The 14,855-nt window shown below is 68.9% G+C and carries 14 protein-coding genes; 7 read left to right on the plus strand and 7 right to left on the minus strand.

Annotated features, from left to right (window positions below; translation table 11 throughout):
* Positions 1-34: 34 nt before the first annotated feature.
* The 3 genes from BM060_RS01425 to dinG form a co-directional block, all read right to left on the minus strand.
* Positions 35-1,180 carry a serine hydrolase domain-containing protein gene (locus tag BM060_RS01425; protein ID WP_074976636.1) on the minus strand — a complete coding sequence of 382 codons (1,146 nt, stop codon included), beginning with the start codon at positions 1,178-1,180 and terminating at the stop codon, positions 35-37.
* Positions 1,181-1,287: 107 nt separating this feature from the next.
* The gene (locus tag BM060_RS01430) at positions 1,288-3,576 is read right to left on the minus strand and encodes a beta-galactosidase (protein WP_074976638.1); all 2,289 of its coding nucleotides are present in this window, start codon (positions 3,574-3,576) and stop codon (positions 1,288-1,290) included.
* A gap of 88 nt (positions 3,577-3,664) precedes the next feature.
* The gene (gene dinG, locus BM060_RS01435) at positions 3,665-5,809 is read right to left on the minus strand and encodes an ATP-dependent DNA helicase DinG (protein WP_074976639.1); all 2,145 of its coding nucleotides are present in this window, start codon (positions 5,807-5,809) and stop codon (positions 3,665-3,667) included.
* 121 nt (positions 5,810-5,930) lie between these two features.
* On the opposite strand from dinG, the gene BM060_RS01440 reads away from it, so the two are divergent.
* Complete coding sequence (locus tag BM060_RS01440; RefSeq protein WP_061560892.1) at positions 5,931-6,395, plus strand: CopD family protein; 465 nt, start codon at positions 5,931-5,933, stop codon at positions 6,393-6,395.
* A gap of 37 nt (positions 6,396-6,432) precedes the next feature.
* Here the strand turns inward: BM060_RS01440 and BM060_RS01445 are convergent, their stop codons facing one another.
* The 3 genes from BM060_RS01445 to BM060_RS01455 all read right to left on the minus strand — a co-directional run bounded on the left by BM060_RS01445 (position 6,433) and on the right by BM060_RS01455 (position 8,218).
* The gene (locus BM060_RS01445) at positions 6,433-7,197 is read right to left on the minus strand and encodes a hypothetical protein (RefSeq protein WP_074976641.1); all 765 of its coding nucleotides are present in this window, start codon (positions 7,195-7,197) and stop codon (positions 6,433-6,435) included.
* On the minus strand, positions 7,190-7,465 hold the full coding sequence (locus BM060_RS01450) for a DUF1145 domain-containing protein (protein ID WP_043315788.1): 276 nt from the start codon (positions 7,463-7,465) through the stop codon (positions 7,190-7,192). Before BM060_RS01450 ends, BM060_RS01445 begins: the two co-directional genes overlap by 8 nt.
* Positions 7,466-7,585: 120 nt before the next feature.
* Positions 7,586-8,218: an OmpA family protein gene (locus BM060_RS01455; protein WP_009620687.1), complete on the minus strand. Its 633-nt coding sequence runs from the start codon at positions 8,216-8,218 to the stop codon at positions 7,586-7,588.
* 140 nt (positions 8,219-8,358) lie between these two features.
* Between BM060_RS01455 and BM060_RS01460 the strand changes: the two genes are divergently transcribed.
* From BM060_RS01460 to BM060_RS01470, 3 genes are all read left to right on the plus strand, one after another.
* Positions 8,359-8,847, plus strand: coding sequence for a DUF6231 family protein (locus BM060_RS01460; RefSeq protein WP_074976643.1), 489 nt, complete (start codon positions 8,359-8,361; stop codon positions 8,845-8,847).
* 2 nt (positions 8,848-8,849) lie between these two features.
* The gene (locus BM060_RS01465; RefSeq protein ID WP_043272511.1) at positions 8,850-9,323 is read left to right on the plus strand and encodes a YchJ family protein; all 474 of its coding nucleotides are present in this window, start codon (positions 8,850-8,852) and stop codon (positions 9,321-9,323) included.
* A 246-nt stretch (positions 9,324-9,569) separates the two neighbouring features.
* The gene (locus BM060_RS01470; RefSeq protein WP_135499864.1) at positions 9,570-10,196 is read left to right on the plus strand and encodes a trimeric intracellular cation channel family protein; all 627 of its coding nucleotides are present in this window, start codon (positions 9,570-9,572) and stop codon (positions 10,194-10,196) included.
* Between the two features lie 4 nt (positions 10,197-10,200).
* Here the strand turns inward: BM060_RS01470 and BM060_RS01475 are convergent, their stop codons facing one another.
* Positions 10,201-10,749, minus strand: coding sequence for a hypothetical protein (locus tag BM060_RS01475; protein WP_064582203.1), 549 nt, complete (start codon positions 10,747-10,749; stop codon positions 10,201-10,203).
* 125 nt (positions 10,750-10,874) lie between these two features.
* On the opposite strand from BM060_RS01475, the gene BM060_RS01480 reads away from it, so the two are divergent.
* From BM060_RS01480 to BM060_RS01490, 3 genes are all read left to right on the plus strand, one after another.
* Complete coding sequence (locus BM060_RS01480) at positions 10,875-11,360, plus strand: LEA/WHy family protein (protein WP_009620697.1); 486 nt, start codon at positions 10,875-10,877, stop codon at positions 11,358-11,360.
* A 7-nt stretch (positions 11,361-11,367) separates the two neighbouring features.
* Positions 11,368-11,559 (plus strand): SEC-C metal-binding domain-containing protein, encoded by a 192-nt coding sequence (locus BM060_RS01485; RefSeq protein ID WP_009620699.1) that lies wholly within the window; start codon positions 11,368-11,370, stop codon positions 11,557-11,559.
* A 458-nt stretch (positions 11,560-12,017) separates the two neighbouring features.
* Positions 12,018-14,561, plus strand: a complete 2,544-nt coding sequence (locus BM060_RS01490; protein ID WP_074976645.1) for a penicillin acylase family protein — start codon at positions 12,018-12,020, stop codon at positions 14,559-14,561.
* The last annotated feature ends 294 nt before the right edge of the window (positions 14,562-14,855 follow it).

Raw genomic sequence — 14,855 nt, forward strand, 5'->3', positions numbered from 1 at the left:
GGCCAGGCGCTGCGCGGCGTCTGGCCCGGGGCGCCTACAGGCAGTCGCCGGCGATGCGCGCCAGCTTCTGGGCGCGCGGGTCCATCAGCACGTAGGGGCCGAGGGTGTTGGTGACGAAGCCGAAGGCCAGGCTGCGCTCGGGGTCGGCGAAGCCCACCGAGCCACCGGCGCCGGGGTGGCCGAAGGCCTGCGGGCCGAGGCCGTAGGTGGCGTTGGCCAGTTCCGGCTGGTCGAGCATGCAGCCCAGGCCGAAGCGGGTGCCGGTGAGCAGGGTGCGGTCCTCGCCGCGGGCGTGCTCGCAGGTCAACTCGGCGAGCAGCGCGGCATCCAGCAGCTTGCCCTGCAGCAGGCCGTCGTAGAAACCGGCCAGGGCGCGGGCATTGCCGTGGCCGTTGGCGGCCGGCTGCTGCATGCGCCGCCACTCGGGCTTGTTGGTGCTGGTGAGGATCGACGGCGGGTTGGTAAAGGCGCGGGTGCTCAGGGCGCTCGGCTCGCTCATCAGGGTGCGCAGCAGGCGCTGCGCCGCGGCGTCGCCGAGGTTGCCCTTGGCCCGGGCGATGTGCGCCACGCGTGGGAACTCGGCGTCGTCCAGGCCGACGTGGAAGTCCAGCCCCAGCGGCTTGGCGGTGCGCTCGACGATGGCGGCGCCGGGCTCGCGGCCATCCACCCGGCGGATCACCTCGCCGATCAGCCAGCCGTAGGTGATGGGCGCGTAGCCATGCTCGCTGCCCGGCGTCCACCAGGGCGTTTCGGCGGCCAGCGCGGCGGTCATGGCCTGCCAGTCGTACAGCGCCTCGGCGGGCAGCATCTCGTGCAGCGCCGGCAGCCCGGCGCGGTGGCAGAGCAGTTGGCGCACAGTGATGGCCTGCTTGCCGGCGGCGGAGAACTCCGGCCAGTAGCGCGCCACCGGGGCGTCCAGCTCCAGGCGGCCCTCGCCCACCAGTTGCAGGGCGGCCACGGCGGCGAAGGTCTTGGTGCAGGAGAACAGGTTGAGGATGGTGTCGGCCTGCCAGGCCTGGCCCTCGTCCTTGCCGGCGTTGCCGGCCCAGAGGTCCACCAGGGTCTCGCCGCCGACCTGGATGCACAGCGCGGCGCCTCGCTCCTGCGGGTCCTCGAAGAGCGCGGCGAAGGCGTCGGCTACGGGGGTGAAGCGGCTGTCGCAATGGCCTTGCAGGGTCATGGGGCACTCCGGGCTGTGGGCGAAAGACGCATTCTTCCAGCCCCCCGCCGGCTTGTGAACCCGACCCGGGTAGGGCCGCGGCCATCATGGCCGCGGCGAATGCCGCTCTATTGCACCGCCGGCGCTTCCGGCGCGGCGCTGGCGGTGGCGTCCGGATCGACCCGCGGGGTGGGCGCCTCGGGCGCCGCCTTGGCGGCGGCGCGGGCCTCTTCCAGCATGGCCTTCATCACCTGCTGGTTGCCCTTGCGCACCGCGTCGATGAAGCCGGCGAACGGCAGGTCGGTGATGCCGACCAGGCCGATGTGGCCGTTCTCGCCGTCGAGCAGGCGGCCGCTGGCGGGCTGGTCGAGGTACTGGAACCAGTGCGCGCCGACGATCTGCGGGTCCTTCACCGCGGCGGCGAGGAACTGCTGGTAGCGCTCGCCGCGCTGCTGTTCGTTGTACACCTCGGAAACCCCGCCCCAGAACGGGCCGCGGTCGCGCGAGCCGAAGTGGAACTCGCTGATCAGCACCGGCTTGTCGAGGCTGCGCACGTAGGCGGCGTCGTAGCCCTGCTGCGGCGTCGGTGCGTAGAGGTTGAAGCTCAGCAGGTCGCAATACTGCGCGCAGGAGGCCAGGGCCTCGGGGGTGTTCACCGCGAAGCGCCCGCCCAGCAGCAGGTGGTTGGGATCGTGCCAGCTGAGGGAGTCGCGCAGGGTCTTGAAGTACTGGTCGGCGTACAGGCGCAGGAAGGCGCTGTAGTCCTGCTCGATGGCCGGGTGTTCGGCCTGCACCGCGGGGGCCTGGTAGCCCGGCGCGTCCAGGTCTTCCCAGGCGCCCAGCTCGACGCCCCAGGCTTTGGCCAGGGCCTCGTGCTCGTGGTACTTGTCCTTCAGTTGCTTGATGAAGGCGCGCTTGGCCGGGCTGTCGGTGGACAGCGCCAGGGTGCCGAAGGCCAGCGCGTAGCGGTTGCGCGGCTCGCTGCCCTGTCCGGCCCAGGCCAGTTCGTTGTCGGCGTAGTAGCCGAGCAGCCACGGGTCTTCGCGGTGGTCGCGGGTGGCGATAGCGATGGCGCGCTCGGCGGCCATGGCGAATTTCGGGTCGAAGGGGTCGGGCATGGCGCCCCACCAGTCGTAGCCGGTGCTGACCGTGGCGTAGTCGCCGCCGACGGCCAGCGGCAGGCTGTAGGGAATCCGCGAGGCGCCGGCGAAGGCCGGCTGGCTCCAGTTGCCCAGGCCGTTGAAGCCCCAGGCGTCGAGGCGCGCCAGGGTGCGCTCCAGCCAGGCGTCAGCAGCCGGCTGGCCGCTCAGCCCGCCCGTGGCGCGGTAGCGGTTGGCGGCGTAGAAGTCGTACCAGCGGCCGTGGCCGAAGGCCCTGCCCTGCTGGGCGCCGACGCCGTCGCGGTCGTCGCTCTGGCCGTAGAAGTCGGCCAGCGGCTCACCCTCGGCGGGCAGCTCGGCGAACATGTATTCGCGGCCTTCGACGTAGGTCTGGCTGCTTTCGCTGTTCACCGTGTTCACGCCCAGGGACCAGTACGGGTGCCCGTCCGGCGTCACCAGCCACCAGCGGCCGTTGCGCTTCTCCGTGCGGAAGAAGCCGGTGGCCTGGAAGTCCGGGCCTTCCAGCAGACCGCCGAAGGTGTCGGTGGGCTGCGCCTGGGCCTGCCATTTCTTCAGTTGCTCGCCTTCGGCCTTCCAGGCGTTGGCCAGTTGCTCGACACTCTTGACCTTCTCCGGCCAGTCGCTGCGGGTGGACTGGCCGTAGGCGTCGATGATGCCGGTGTAGGCCTTGCGCAGCTCGTCGCCGCCGGAACGGGTGCCGAAGCGGCCGACGAGGATGTCCTGGGCCGCCTTCGGGGCGTTCAGGTAGATGCGCACCGCGCCGACCTTGTTGCGCTGCAGCTCGCCGGTGACTACCGGGGCGATGAGCACGCGCTGGCCGTCGAGGCTCATCGGCATCGGCACCCCGGCGCGCATGCCGAACAGCTGCGGCGCGGTGGCCTGCAGCGGCACCAGCAGGGTCTGCGCCGGCCCGGCGGGCAGTGCGACGCTGGCGTGCAGGCCCGGCGTACCGTCGAGGTTGTCGATGTCGATCTCCAGGGTCAGCGCCCAGTCCATGGCGCTCTGGATGCGCAGGCTCATGGCGTCGGCCCGCGACCAGTCCCAGCTGCCGCTGGCGGGCTTGAGGGTGAGCGTGGGGCGCGCCGCCGGGTGGAACTTCACCCGCCGCAGGATCTCGCCCTCGGGCGTGGCCTCGGCGGTGGAGCTGGGCAGGTCGGCGTCCTGCAGCCCGACGCCGACCACGGCCATCGGCTTGACGAAGTTGAACAGGGTGTCGTCGCTGGGCGCGGCCCACAGCGGGGCGCAGGCGAGGCTCAGGCTGAACAGCAGGGGCAGATGCCAACGGGATGAACGCATGCAACCTTGTCCTTGGGGCAGCGCCGGGCGCCACCGGGGTTTGCGACCTGGGACGGCGCGCCGTCCCCTGTTACGGGTGCCGCACGCCTCAGGCGATCTCGCGGCGGAACGGCGGCAGGGCGTTGAGGATGGCCTTGCCGTAGCGCTGCGTCACCACCCGGCGGTCCAGCAGGCTGATGGTGCCGCGGTCCTGCTCGGTGCGCAGCAGCCGCCCGCAGGCCTGCACCAGGCGCAGCGAGGCGTCGGGCACGGCGATCTCCATGAAGGGGTTGCCGCCGCGCGCCTCGATCCACTCCGAGAGCGCCGCCTCCACCGGGTCGTCCGGCACCGCGAAGGGAATCTTGGCGATCACCACGTGCTCGCAGTAGGCCCCCGGCAGGTCGACACCCTCGGCGAAGCTGGCCAGGCCGAAGAGCACGCTGGGCTCGCCGTCGTCGACCCGCGACTTGTGCTTGTTGAGCGTCTCCAGCTTGGACAGGTTGCCCTGGATCAGCACGCGCTTGCGCCAGTCGCGCTCCAGGCCGTCGAACACGTCCTGCATCTGCCGCCGCGAGGCGAACAGCACCAGGGTGCCCCGCGCGCCTTCGACCATGGCCGGCAGCTCGCGGACGATGGCCGCTGTGTGGGCGGCGGCGTCGCGCGGGTCGGCCTTCAGGTCCGGCACCCGCAGCAGGCCGGCATCGGCGTGGTGGAAGGGGCTGGGCACCACGGCGGTGACCGCCGCGCGCGGCAGGCCGGCGCGCATGCGGTAGCGGTCGAAGGTGCCCAGGGCGGTCAGGGTGGCGGAGGTCACCAGCACGCCGTAGGCCACGTTCCACAGGTTGCGGCGCAGGGTCTCGGCAGCGAGGATCGGGCTGGCGTTGGCCTCGATGTCGTAGAAGCTGCCGCTCTCGGCGAGGGTCAGCCAGCGCGCCATGGGCGGGCTGTCCTGTGGGTCCTCGCAGGTGAAGGCGGTCCACAGTTCCCAGTTGCCCTGGGCGCGCGACAGCAGGCTGCCGAACAGCGGGTACCACTCCTCGGCCTGGTAGCTGGCGACGCCGGCGGTGCCCTCGCCGTCCATGGCCTGCTTGAGCAGGTCGGTGAGGCGGGTGAAGAGGTCGGTGAGCTTGGCGAAGCCCTTCTTCAGCTCGATGCCCATCTCGCGGATGTGCTCGGGCACCACCCCGCCCTCGAAGCGGTGGCGCGGGCGCTCGCGGCCTTCCATGTCCTCGCCGGCGCGGAAGTCGCCGATCTCCTCGCAGGCGGTGAACATGAACTGCTGCTGGGTGCGCAGCTCGCGGGCCAGTTCCGGCACCTGCTCGATCAGCCGGCCGAGGTCGCCGGGCAGCGGGTTCTGCGCCAGCAGCTTGGTCAGGTTCTTCTCCACCTGCCCCAGCCAGTCGGCGGTGGCGCGCAGGCGGGTGAAGTGGGCGAAGTGGCCGATGGCCTTGTCCGGCAGGTGGTGGCCTTCGTCGAAGACGTAGAGGGTCTCACGCGGGTCCGGCAGGATGGCGCCGCCGCCCAGGGCCAGGTCGGCCAGCACCAGGTCGTGGTTGGTGACGATGACGTCGACCTTGGTCATGCCCTCGCGCGCCTTGTAGAAGGCGCACTGCTGGAAGTTCGGGCAATGCCGGTTGGTGCACTGGCTGTGGTCGGTGGTCAGCTGCGCCCAATGGGCGTCCTCGATGGCCTCGGGCCAGGAGTCGCGGTCGCCGTCCCAGCGGTTGCCGGCCAGGCGCTCGATCATCTGGTTGAACAGCTTGGTGCCGCTCTCGTCGACGTCGATGCGGAAGCCTTCTTCCTCGAACAGCTGGGCCGTGGCGTTCTGCGCCTGGCCTTCCTGCAGCAGGTGGTCGAGCTTGGACAGGCACAGGTAGCGGCCGCGGCCCTTGGCCAGGGCGAAGCTGAAGGCCAGGCCGCTGTTGCGCAGCAGGTCGGGCAGGTCCTTGTGGACGATCTGCTCCTGCAGCGCCACCGTGGCGGTGGCGATCACCAGGCGCTTGCCGGCGGCCTTGGCGCAGGCGATGGCGGCCAGGCTGTAGGCCACGGTCTTGCCGGTGCCGGTGCCGGCCTCCACGGCCACCACCGCGGCCTCGCCGGTGCGATGGCCTTCCTCGTCGGTCTCGATGGTGCCCAGGACCTTGGCCACTTCGGCGATCATCAGGCGCTGGCCGTAGCGCGGCTTGAGTTCCTTGGCTTCCAGGAAGCGCGTATAGGCGCCCTGGATGGTGGCCTTGAGTTCGTTGCTGAGCATGGAATTCCCGGGCACCGGGACTGTCCATCGGGACATGTCCGGATGCTGGATAAATTTTCAGTGGTTCGATTGGGCGGCTATGATAGCGCGCTTATTTTCAACCGCCAGCGGAGATCGCCGAATGACCGCCTTTGCCCCCGTCTACGCCCTGCACGTCCTGGCCGCCCTGGTCTGGGTCGGAGGGATGTTCTTCGCCTGGATGATCCTGCGGCCTGCGGCCGTCGCCGCGCTGGATGCGCCGGCGCGGCTGAAGCTGTGGGCCGAGGTGTTCCGGCGCTTCTTCGTGTGGGTCTGGGTGGCGGTGCTGGCGCTGCCGGTGACTGGTATCGGCATGTTGCAGCTGAGCTTCAATGGCGTGGCCGGCGCGCCGCGCTACGTGCAGGTGATGATGGGACTGTACGTGGCGATGCTGGCGCTGTTCCTGCGGGTGCAGGCGCTGCAGCTGCCGGAGCTGCGCCGCGCCATCGAGGCGTCCGACTGGCCCGCCGGCGGCGCGGCGCTGGGACGCATCCGCCGCACCGTGGGCGGCAACCTGCTGCTGGGCATGGCGCTGGTGGCGATAGTCGCCGCGCGCCCGCACTGGTGAACATTGGCGCGGGCCGCGGGGCCCGCGCCGGTTTCAATCAGAAACGCACGACGTCCAGACGGCCCTGGGCGCCGCTGGGGCCGGGCTTGCCGGCTCCGCCGTCGTGGCCGGCCCTGCCGCCGTCCACCGAGTACAGCAGGCAGTCCTTCTCGCCGCTGCGCGCGCCGGCCTTGCCCGGCTTGCCCGGGGCACCGCCGGCGCCGCCTTCCAGGCGCACCTTGAGCGACTCCACGGGGAATTGCTGGGGCACTTCCAGGCGCACCACGCCGCCGGCGCCACCGGTCTGGCCGTCGCCGGCGTCCTGGCCGTCGCCGCCCTGCTCCGCGCCGCCCCACAGGCAGCCGCCGCTGCGCGCGTTGGCGCCGTCGAGGCCGTCGTAGCCCGGCGCGCCGACGCCGCCGCGCACGTCGACCATCAGGTTCTCCACCTGCACGTCCTGCAGGTGCAGGGTCAGGGTGCGGCCGGCGCTGGCCGGGCGATGGAAGCTGCCGGCAGCGCCCTGGGCGGCGATCACGCTGCCATCGGCGAGGTGCCCGCGGGCCACCTCGATGCGCAGCGGCTGCTCGCCGGGGAACACGCCGAGGCGGGCGTTCTTCTGCAGGTCGAGTTCGTCGATGTGCAGCACCTTCACCCGCGACGGGATCAGCAGCGCGCCGCCCTCCGCCACGCGGACGTGTTCCAGGCTCAGGGACTCGCCCTTCACCGGCAGGCGCAGCACGGTATTGGCCTCCACCTGCACCGAAGCGGCGCTGGCGGCCTCGATCGGCGCCAGCAGCATCAGGCCCAGCAGCAGCTTACGCATGACCGCCCTCCTTGGCCGGTGCCGGCAGCGAGAGGAAATGGAAGATGCCGAACAGCAGGACCTGGATGCGGTCCAGCCAGGGGGACGAACGCCCCTTCAGGCGTGCGCCGAGCGCCAGCAGTTCAAGGATGTGGATCAGCAGGATGAGGCCCCCGGCGACCTTCAGCAGGGTCGCGAACGGATGGGCGAAGGGATGCAGCAGATTGGCCAGCACCGCCAGCCAGAACAACAGGGCAACCAGCTTGCCCAGCCCCACAAAAGCCTTCATGTAGATGCTCCCCCGGTTTCTTGTGCCGGCACCATACTCCGGAGGCGGTGACGATTTCCATAGGCGGCGGAAACACGAAAGGGGCGCAAAGGCCCCTTTCGCTTCAGCACACGCCGGGTGTCACTGGCGCTTGATCAGGATTTCCACGCGACGGTTTTCCGCGCGGCCTTCCTTGGTCTTGTTGTCGGCGACCGGTTTGCTTTCGCCGTAGCCTTCCACCGACTTGATGCTGCTGGCAGGCACGCCGGCATCCACCAGGTAGTTGGCCACCGCGTGGGCGCGGCGATCGGACAGTTTCTGGTTGTAGGCGTCGGTGCCGACGCTGTCGGTGTGGCCGGAGATATCCAGCGTGGTGGTGGAGGCTTCCTCTTTCAGGCGGGTGGCGATGGTGTCGAGCTTGTCCTTGTCACGGTTGTCGATCTTCGACGAGTCGAAGGCGAAGTGCAGGTCCCTGACAACGATGGTCTCTTCCTTCGGCAGCGGTGCCGGAGCCGGTTCGGGAGCCGGTGCGGGCGGCGGCGCCTCGACCACCTTCTCGCCTTCGCCATGCACCCAGCAGTAGGACGCGCCGAGCACGCCGCCGATCAGCGCGCCCCAGCCCGCCCAGGCACTGCTTTCGATGGAGCCCAGGCCAGCGCCCCCTACACCACCGACCAATGCGCAGGTCGGCCAGTCGGACTTCTGCAACCCTGCGCAACCGGTGAGCAGCGTGCTTACCAGCAGCAGGGGTAAAGCGGTCCTTTTGATGCTCATATATCAGTCTCTCCTGTGAGATGGGTCTGAACCGACAATTACCGAGTAAAGACGGCGATGCACGAATACGCCAGCACTAGGCCATGAAGGGGTTCACAGGCTAGTCTCTGCGCATTCCGAACGAGAGTTTCCGCACACCGATGATTTCCGATCGCACGCCCCAGCAGGCGCTGGCCGCCCTGCTCGACCGCTACGCCCCGCAACGCCTGCTGCTGGTAGGCGCCAGCGGCATTCCCGCCGTGGAAGCCTTCCGCCAGGCCCACCCCGATTGCCAGGTGCACGGCGCCGCCGCGGGCGAGCTGCCGGCGGAACTGGCGGCGCAGCGTTACGACCTGGCGCTGCTGGCCGACTGCCTGGAACACCTGGAGCGGCGCGCGGCGCTGCAACTGGTCGGCGGCATCCGCAACCTCAACAGCAGCCGCGTCGCCGTGCTGGTCGACCTGGCCGAGGCCGGCGTCGCCGAAACCGACTTCTACGCCCTGGGCATGCAGGCCAGCGAACGCTTCCAGCGCGACGATCAGACACTCACGCTGTTCACCTACGATCTGCGTGAATACAAGCAGGTCCCGGATTGGCTGAACGCCAAGTTCTGGGCCAACCCGGAAAACTTCGGCAAGTACTGGTGGTGACCATGACCGAGCCCTGCTGCCCCTGTGGAAGCGGCCTGTCCCTGGCGGACTGCTGCGGCCGCCTGCACGCCGGCCAGCCGGCGCCCACCGCCGAGGCGCTGATGCGTTCGCGCTACAGCGCCTACGCCCTGGGCCTGGTGGACTACCTGCGCGACACCACGCTGCCGGCCCAGCAGCCCGGCCTGGACCTGGAGGCCATCCGCGCCTGGAGCCTGGGCAGCACCTGGCTGGGCCTGGAGGTGGAAAGCCACGAGGTGCTCGGCGGCACGCCCGAGCATGCCCGCGTCACCTTCACCGCGCGCTGGCACGACGCCAACGGCGAGCACAGCCACCGCGAATGCTCCGGCTTCGTCCAGCGCGACGGCCGCTGGTATTTCCTCGACCCGACGGTGCCGCTCAAGCTGGGCCGCAACGATCCCTGCCCGTGCGGCGCCGGCGGCAAGCTGAAGAAATGCTGCGGGCCGTGGATCGGTTGACACGGCGGACGCACCGGGGCGTGCCTCGTAGGATGGGTTGAGCGAAGCGATACCCATCGGGCCATGGTGATGGGTATCGCAACAACCCATCCTACGTCAGAGCTTCTCTTGCACCTGTAGCCAGGGCTTTCCGGCGGGCGTGGATAGCGAAGGATTCGTTCCCACCTAAAGAGGGACACCGCATGCACCCATTGGGTGCATCGGGCCCATCGGCTAGAATGCACGCTTTTTCGCGGGCCCCTCGCCATGCTGCTGACCGTCCTCTACATCATCGCCATCACCGCCGAAGCCATGACCGGCGCGCTTTCGGCCGGGCGCCGCAGCATGGACCTGTTCGGCGTGGTGCTGGTGGCCTGCGTCACCGCCCTGGGCGGCGGCTCGATGCGCGACATGCTGCTGGGGCACTACCCGCTGACCTGGGTGCGCCACCCGGAATACCTGGCGCTCACCGCCGGCGCCGCGCTGGTCACGGTGTTCATCGCGCCGCTGATGCGCCACCTGCGCTCGCTGTTCCTGGTGCTCGACGCCATCGGCCTGGTGGCCTTCACCCTGATCGGCTGCCAGGTCGGCCTGGAGATGGGCCACAGCCTGCTGATCGCCGCGGTCAGCGGGGTGATCACCGGGGTGTTCGGCGGCATCCTGCGCGACATCTTCTGCAACGACGTGCCACTGATCTTCCGCCGCGAGCTGTACGCCAGTGTGTCCTTCGCCAGCGCCTGGTGCTACCTGATCTGCATCCAGCTGGCGCTGCCCAACGAGCAGGCCATGCTGATCACCCTGTTCGCCGGCTTCCTGTTCCGCCTGCTGGCGATCCGTTTCCACTGGGAAATGCCCAAGTTCGTCTACAAGGACGATCCCCAGCAGAACGGCTGAGCGCTCAGTCGGCCAGCTTCAGATGGCTGGTGTCGGGCGCCGGCGCGGCGGGGTCCGCCTTTGCCTGGCCCATGTCGCTGCCCACCGGGGCCAGGCTGAACTGGCTGAGGTCAACCTGCGGCGCACGCGGCTCGGCCTTGTCGTCCTGCAGGTCGGCGCCCACCGGGGCCAGGCCGAAGTCCGGCGCGTCCACCTCGGCGAAGGCCGCCATGTACTCGTCGCGCGGGGCTACCTTCAGCCGTCCCGGCGTAGCCGCAGCCGGTGCCGGGGTAGGAGCGGGTTCGGCGGCGGGCGGCGGGGCCAGTTCGATCTCCTCCACCGCGGGGGCCATGTCCACCACCTCGACGCGCGCGCCGGCCCGTTCCAGAGCGGCGCGGTACTTGTCGGCGGCGGCGGCGTCGAGGTTATTCTTCAGCACCAGGCGGCGGCCGGAAAACAGCAGGGCGATGCGTTGCGCATCGGCCTGGAACAGCTTGGCCAGGTTGGCCTTCACCGCTTCCGGATCGGCGCCTGGAAGCGTCTGACCGGAAAAGACGATTTCGAAACGGCTCATCCATCACACTCCTGTGTTCTCCCGTCTGCCGACGGGCGGCCCAGTATGGGACAACTTCTTTTAACGCAACAACAACTTGCGGCCAAGCAGCCGCTTGGTACACTGGGGCGTCTTGGGGGATTGAAATGAATTATCAGGCGCAAACGATAAGAATTATCAGCCTAGTCTGGATTTTCGCGCTCCTCTCCGGTTGCAGTTGGATGACCGGTAGCTTCGAAAGCCCCGACGTGAAGCTGATGAAAGTGGACGTGGTGAAAGCCCGCCTGCTAGAGCAACAGTTCACACTGCACTTCCGTATCGACAACCCGAACGACTTCAGCCTGCCGGTGCGCGGCCTGGCCTACAAGGTCAAGCTGAACGACGTCGACCTGGCCGAAGGCGAATCCAGCGTCTGGTTCACCGTGCCCGCCAACGGCCGGCAGTTCTTCGAGGTGCCGGTGCAGACCAACCTCTGGCGGCACATGAAGTACATCGTCAAGCTGCTGGAAGACCCGGACAAGCCGATCCGCTACAGCCTCGAAGGCGACGTGAAGACCGGCCTGCTGTTCGGCCGCACCGTGCATATCGCGCGCAATGGCGAGATAATCCCCGGCGATTTCATCCCGGAGTGAGGCACCCATGAGCCAGGAACCCCATGTACATGGTCCCGACTGCAACCACGACCATGATCATGACCATCATCACCACGTGCACGGCCCGCACTGCAATCACAGCCACGAGCCGGTGCGTAATCCGCTGAAGGACGTTGGCCGCAACGATCCGTGCCCTTGCGGCAGCGGCGCCAAGTTCAAGAAGTGCCACGGCGCCTGAGGCGGGTGGGCTAGGTGAGAACGCCGTTTCTTCCGTGAGGGGAAACGGCGTTTTCGTTTCCGGCGGGCACAAAAGCCCCTGTAGGAGCGAGCTTGCTCGCGAACGGGGTTTACCGGTGGCGATGGTGTTGGGGAGAGGGCGCTCTTGAACCCAGCACCCGAAGTTCTCTGGAAATCCGTAGGGCGCATAATGCCTACGGCGTTATCCGCACGAATCGCGGACAGAGTCCGCTCCTACAGTTCCAGGGAAGCACGGGCGTAGGAGCGGACTCCGTCCGCGATTGGACTCGCCGGCCACGCCGGACGCCCTGGTGGCACGAACACCCATCGCGAGCATCCCCGCGCCCACCCTCCCGAACCACCCACACCCCGCGAATTCCCTGCCCCGCGGCTTGCGCGAAGGTGCGCGCCTCTCTAACGTAGCGGCTTTCCGCAAGCCCTGTGCAGGAGCACGCTTCCATGGCCTCGCGAGCCTTCCGCCCGCTTCCCCGACTCGGCCTCGCCGCCACCCTCAGCGCCGCCGTCAGCCTGACTGGCTGTCAGACCTGGCTGAACGACCGCTACGCCGGCAGCCTGCCGCCCACCTCCGGCGTGCAGCCGCTCAAGGGCCTGGCCGAAAGCGTATCGGTGCGCCGCAATGCCCTGGGCATGCCGCTGATCGAGACCAGCACCTTCCACGACGCGCTCTTCGCCATGGGCTACGTGCATGCCAGCGACCGCATCGGCCAGATGGTCGGCCTGCGCCTGATGGCCCAGGGGCGGCTGTCGGAGATGGTCGGGCCGGGCGCCCTGGAGATCGACCGCTTCATGCGCACGGTCAACCTCAGGCAGGCCTCCAATGCCCTCTACACCGGCTCCTCGCCGCGCCTGAAGCGTTTCTTCGAAACCTACACGCGCGGCGTCAACGCCTACCTGTTCCGCTACCGCGACAAGCTGCCGATGGACATCGCCGAGTCCGGCTACCGCCCGGAATACTGGAAACCCGAGGATTCGGCGCTGGTCTTCGCCCTGCTCAACTTCGGCCTGGCGGTGAACCTGCAGGAAGAACTGGATTCCCTGGTGCTCGCGCAGAAGGTCGGCGCCGGGAAGCTCGCCTGGCTCACGCCCATCTACCCCGACGAGGAACTGCCCTTCGCCGAGGCCGACAAGCTCAAGGGCCTGAACCTCGCCGGGCAGATTCCCGGCCTGGCCGAGGTCGGTGGCGCCGCCCAGGCCGTGGCCGGGCTGCAGATGCTCGGCGTGGCCGCCTCCAACAACTGGGCCATCGCCCCGCAGCGCAGCCGCAGCGGCAAGAGCCTGCTGGCCAACGACACCCACCTGCCGCTGTCGATGCCGTCGATCTGGAACTTCATGCAGATCCGCTCGCCGAAGTACAGCGCCGCAGGCGTCACCATCGCCGGCGTGCCCGGCGTGGTGGCCGGCTTCAACGGCAAGCTGGCCTGGGGCATGACCATGGTCATGGGCGACAACCAGGACGTCTTCCTCGAACAGGTACGGCGCCAGGGCGGCAAGCTCTACTACCTGGCCGACGGCCAGTGGAAGCCGGCCAGCGAGCGCGTCGAGACCTTCTTCATCAAGGGCCAGCGCCCGGTGCGCGAGACCATCTACGAAACCCGCCACGGCCCGCTGCTCAACAGCGCCCTGCTCGGCGCGAAGAAGAACGACCTGCAGCCACTACCGCTGTCCAGCGGCTACGGCCTGGCCTACCAGAGCATCCAGGCGGTGTCGGACAAGAGCCTGGACGCGTTCTTCGACCTGTCCCGGGCCAAGAGCGTCGAGCAGGCCTTCGACGCCACCCGCGAAATACGCGCCATGCCGCTGAACATCGTGTTCGCCGACGAGAAGCACATCGGCTGGCAGGTCACCGGGCGCTTCCCCAACCGCAAGGACGGCCGCGGCCTGCTGCCCTCCCCGGGCTGGGACGGGCGCTACGACTGGGACGGCTATGCCGACCCGATCCTCCATCCCTCCGACCAGGACCCGCAGCAGGGCTGGCTGGGCACCGCCAACAACCGCACCGTGCAGCCCGGCTACGGCGCGCAGCTGTCCAGCTCCTGGTACTACCCCGAACGCGCCGAGCGCATCGCCCAGTTGGCCAACGCCAGCAACCGCCACGACGCGCGCAGCATGATCGCCATGCAGTACGACCAGACCACGCCCTTCGCCGCCAAGCTGCAGGGCATGCTCGACGCGCCCGGCATGGCCGCGCCGCTGAAACAGGCGATCCAGGCGCTGCCCGAAGGCCAGCGCGAGCGCGCCCGCGAGGCCCTGGACCGGTTGATGGCCTTCGACGGCAAGCTCTCCGCCAGCTCCGCCGACGCAGCCCTCTACGAGGCCTTCCTGCAGGAAAGCGCGAAGCAGATCTTCCTCGACGAACTCGGCCCGGAAGACAGCCCGGCCTGGAAGGCCTTCGTGCAGAACGCCGACCTCTCCTACTCGGCCCAGGCCGACCACCTGCTGGGCCGCGACGACAGCCCCTTCTGGGACGACGTGAAGACGCCGCAGAAGGAAGACAAGCCGGCCATCCTCGCGCGCAGCCTGGCCGCCGCCACCGCCTTCTGCGAACAGAAGCTGGGCAGCGACCGCCATGCCTGGCAGTGGGGCAAGCTGCACACCTACAACTGGGTCAGCGACAGCACCAAGATGGCGCCCTACCTGGACGCCGGACAGCGCGCCGGCCTAGGCGCCATCAAGGGCTACCTGGACCGCGGCCCCTACCCGGCCGGCGGCGACCACAGCACGCTGAACGTTTCCGCCTACAACTGGGGCCAGAACTTCGACACCTGGCTGATCCCGGCCATGCGCATCGTCGTCGACTTCGGCCAGAGCGAGCCCATGCTCGGGCTCAACAGCAGCGGCCAGTCCGGCAACCCGGCCAGCCCACACTACGCCGACGGCATCGACGCCTGGCTGAAGGGCGACTACATGAGCTTCCCGTTCCAGAGCCAGAACCTCGACCGCGTCTACGGCAGCAAGCGCCTGACCCTCGTCCCGCAGAAATGAGCGCGCGGCGCGGAACTTCCACCGCGCCGGCGGGTCGGATTAGTCGACTTACTCCATGATCATCTTCAAGGCACCCTCGGGTGCCTTTCTTTTTGGTGCCTGCGCCACAATCGGCGCACCAGGCTGTTACCGAAAACCCCGCCCCCTCGCCCCGTCTTGGGGCATCCCTTCCCCGACCGGCTGCTATACCTGTCGTAGGAACGCGCCCGTCGTCCGTCTCCTACCGCCGAGGCCCGTGGTTGCGCCCCTGGTTCGAAACTTGCTGTCACATTGATGTTATGCCTTTGGTTCCAC

The sequence above is a fragment of the Pseudomonas citronellolis genome (assembly GCF_900112375.1).
GTDB classification, from domain to species: domain Bacteria; phylum Pseudomonadota; class Gammaproteobacteria; order Pseudomonadales; family Pseudomonadaceae; genus Pseudomonas; species Pseudomonas citronellolis.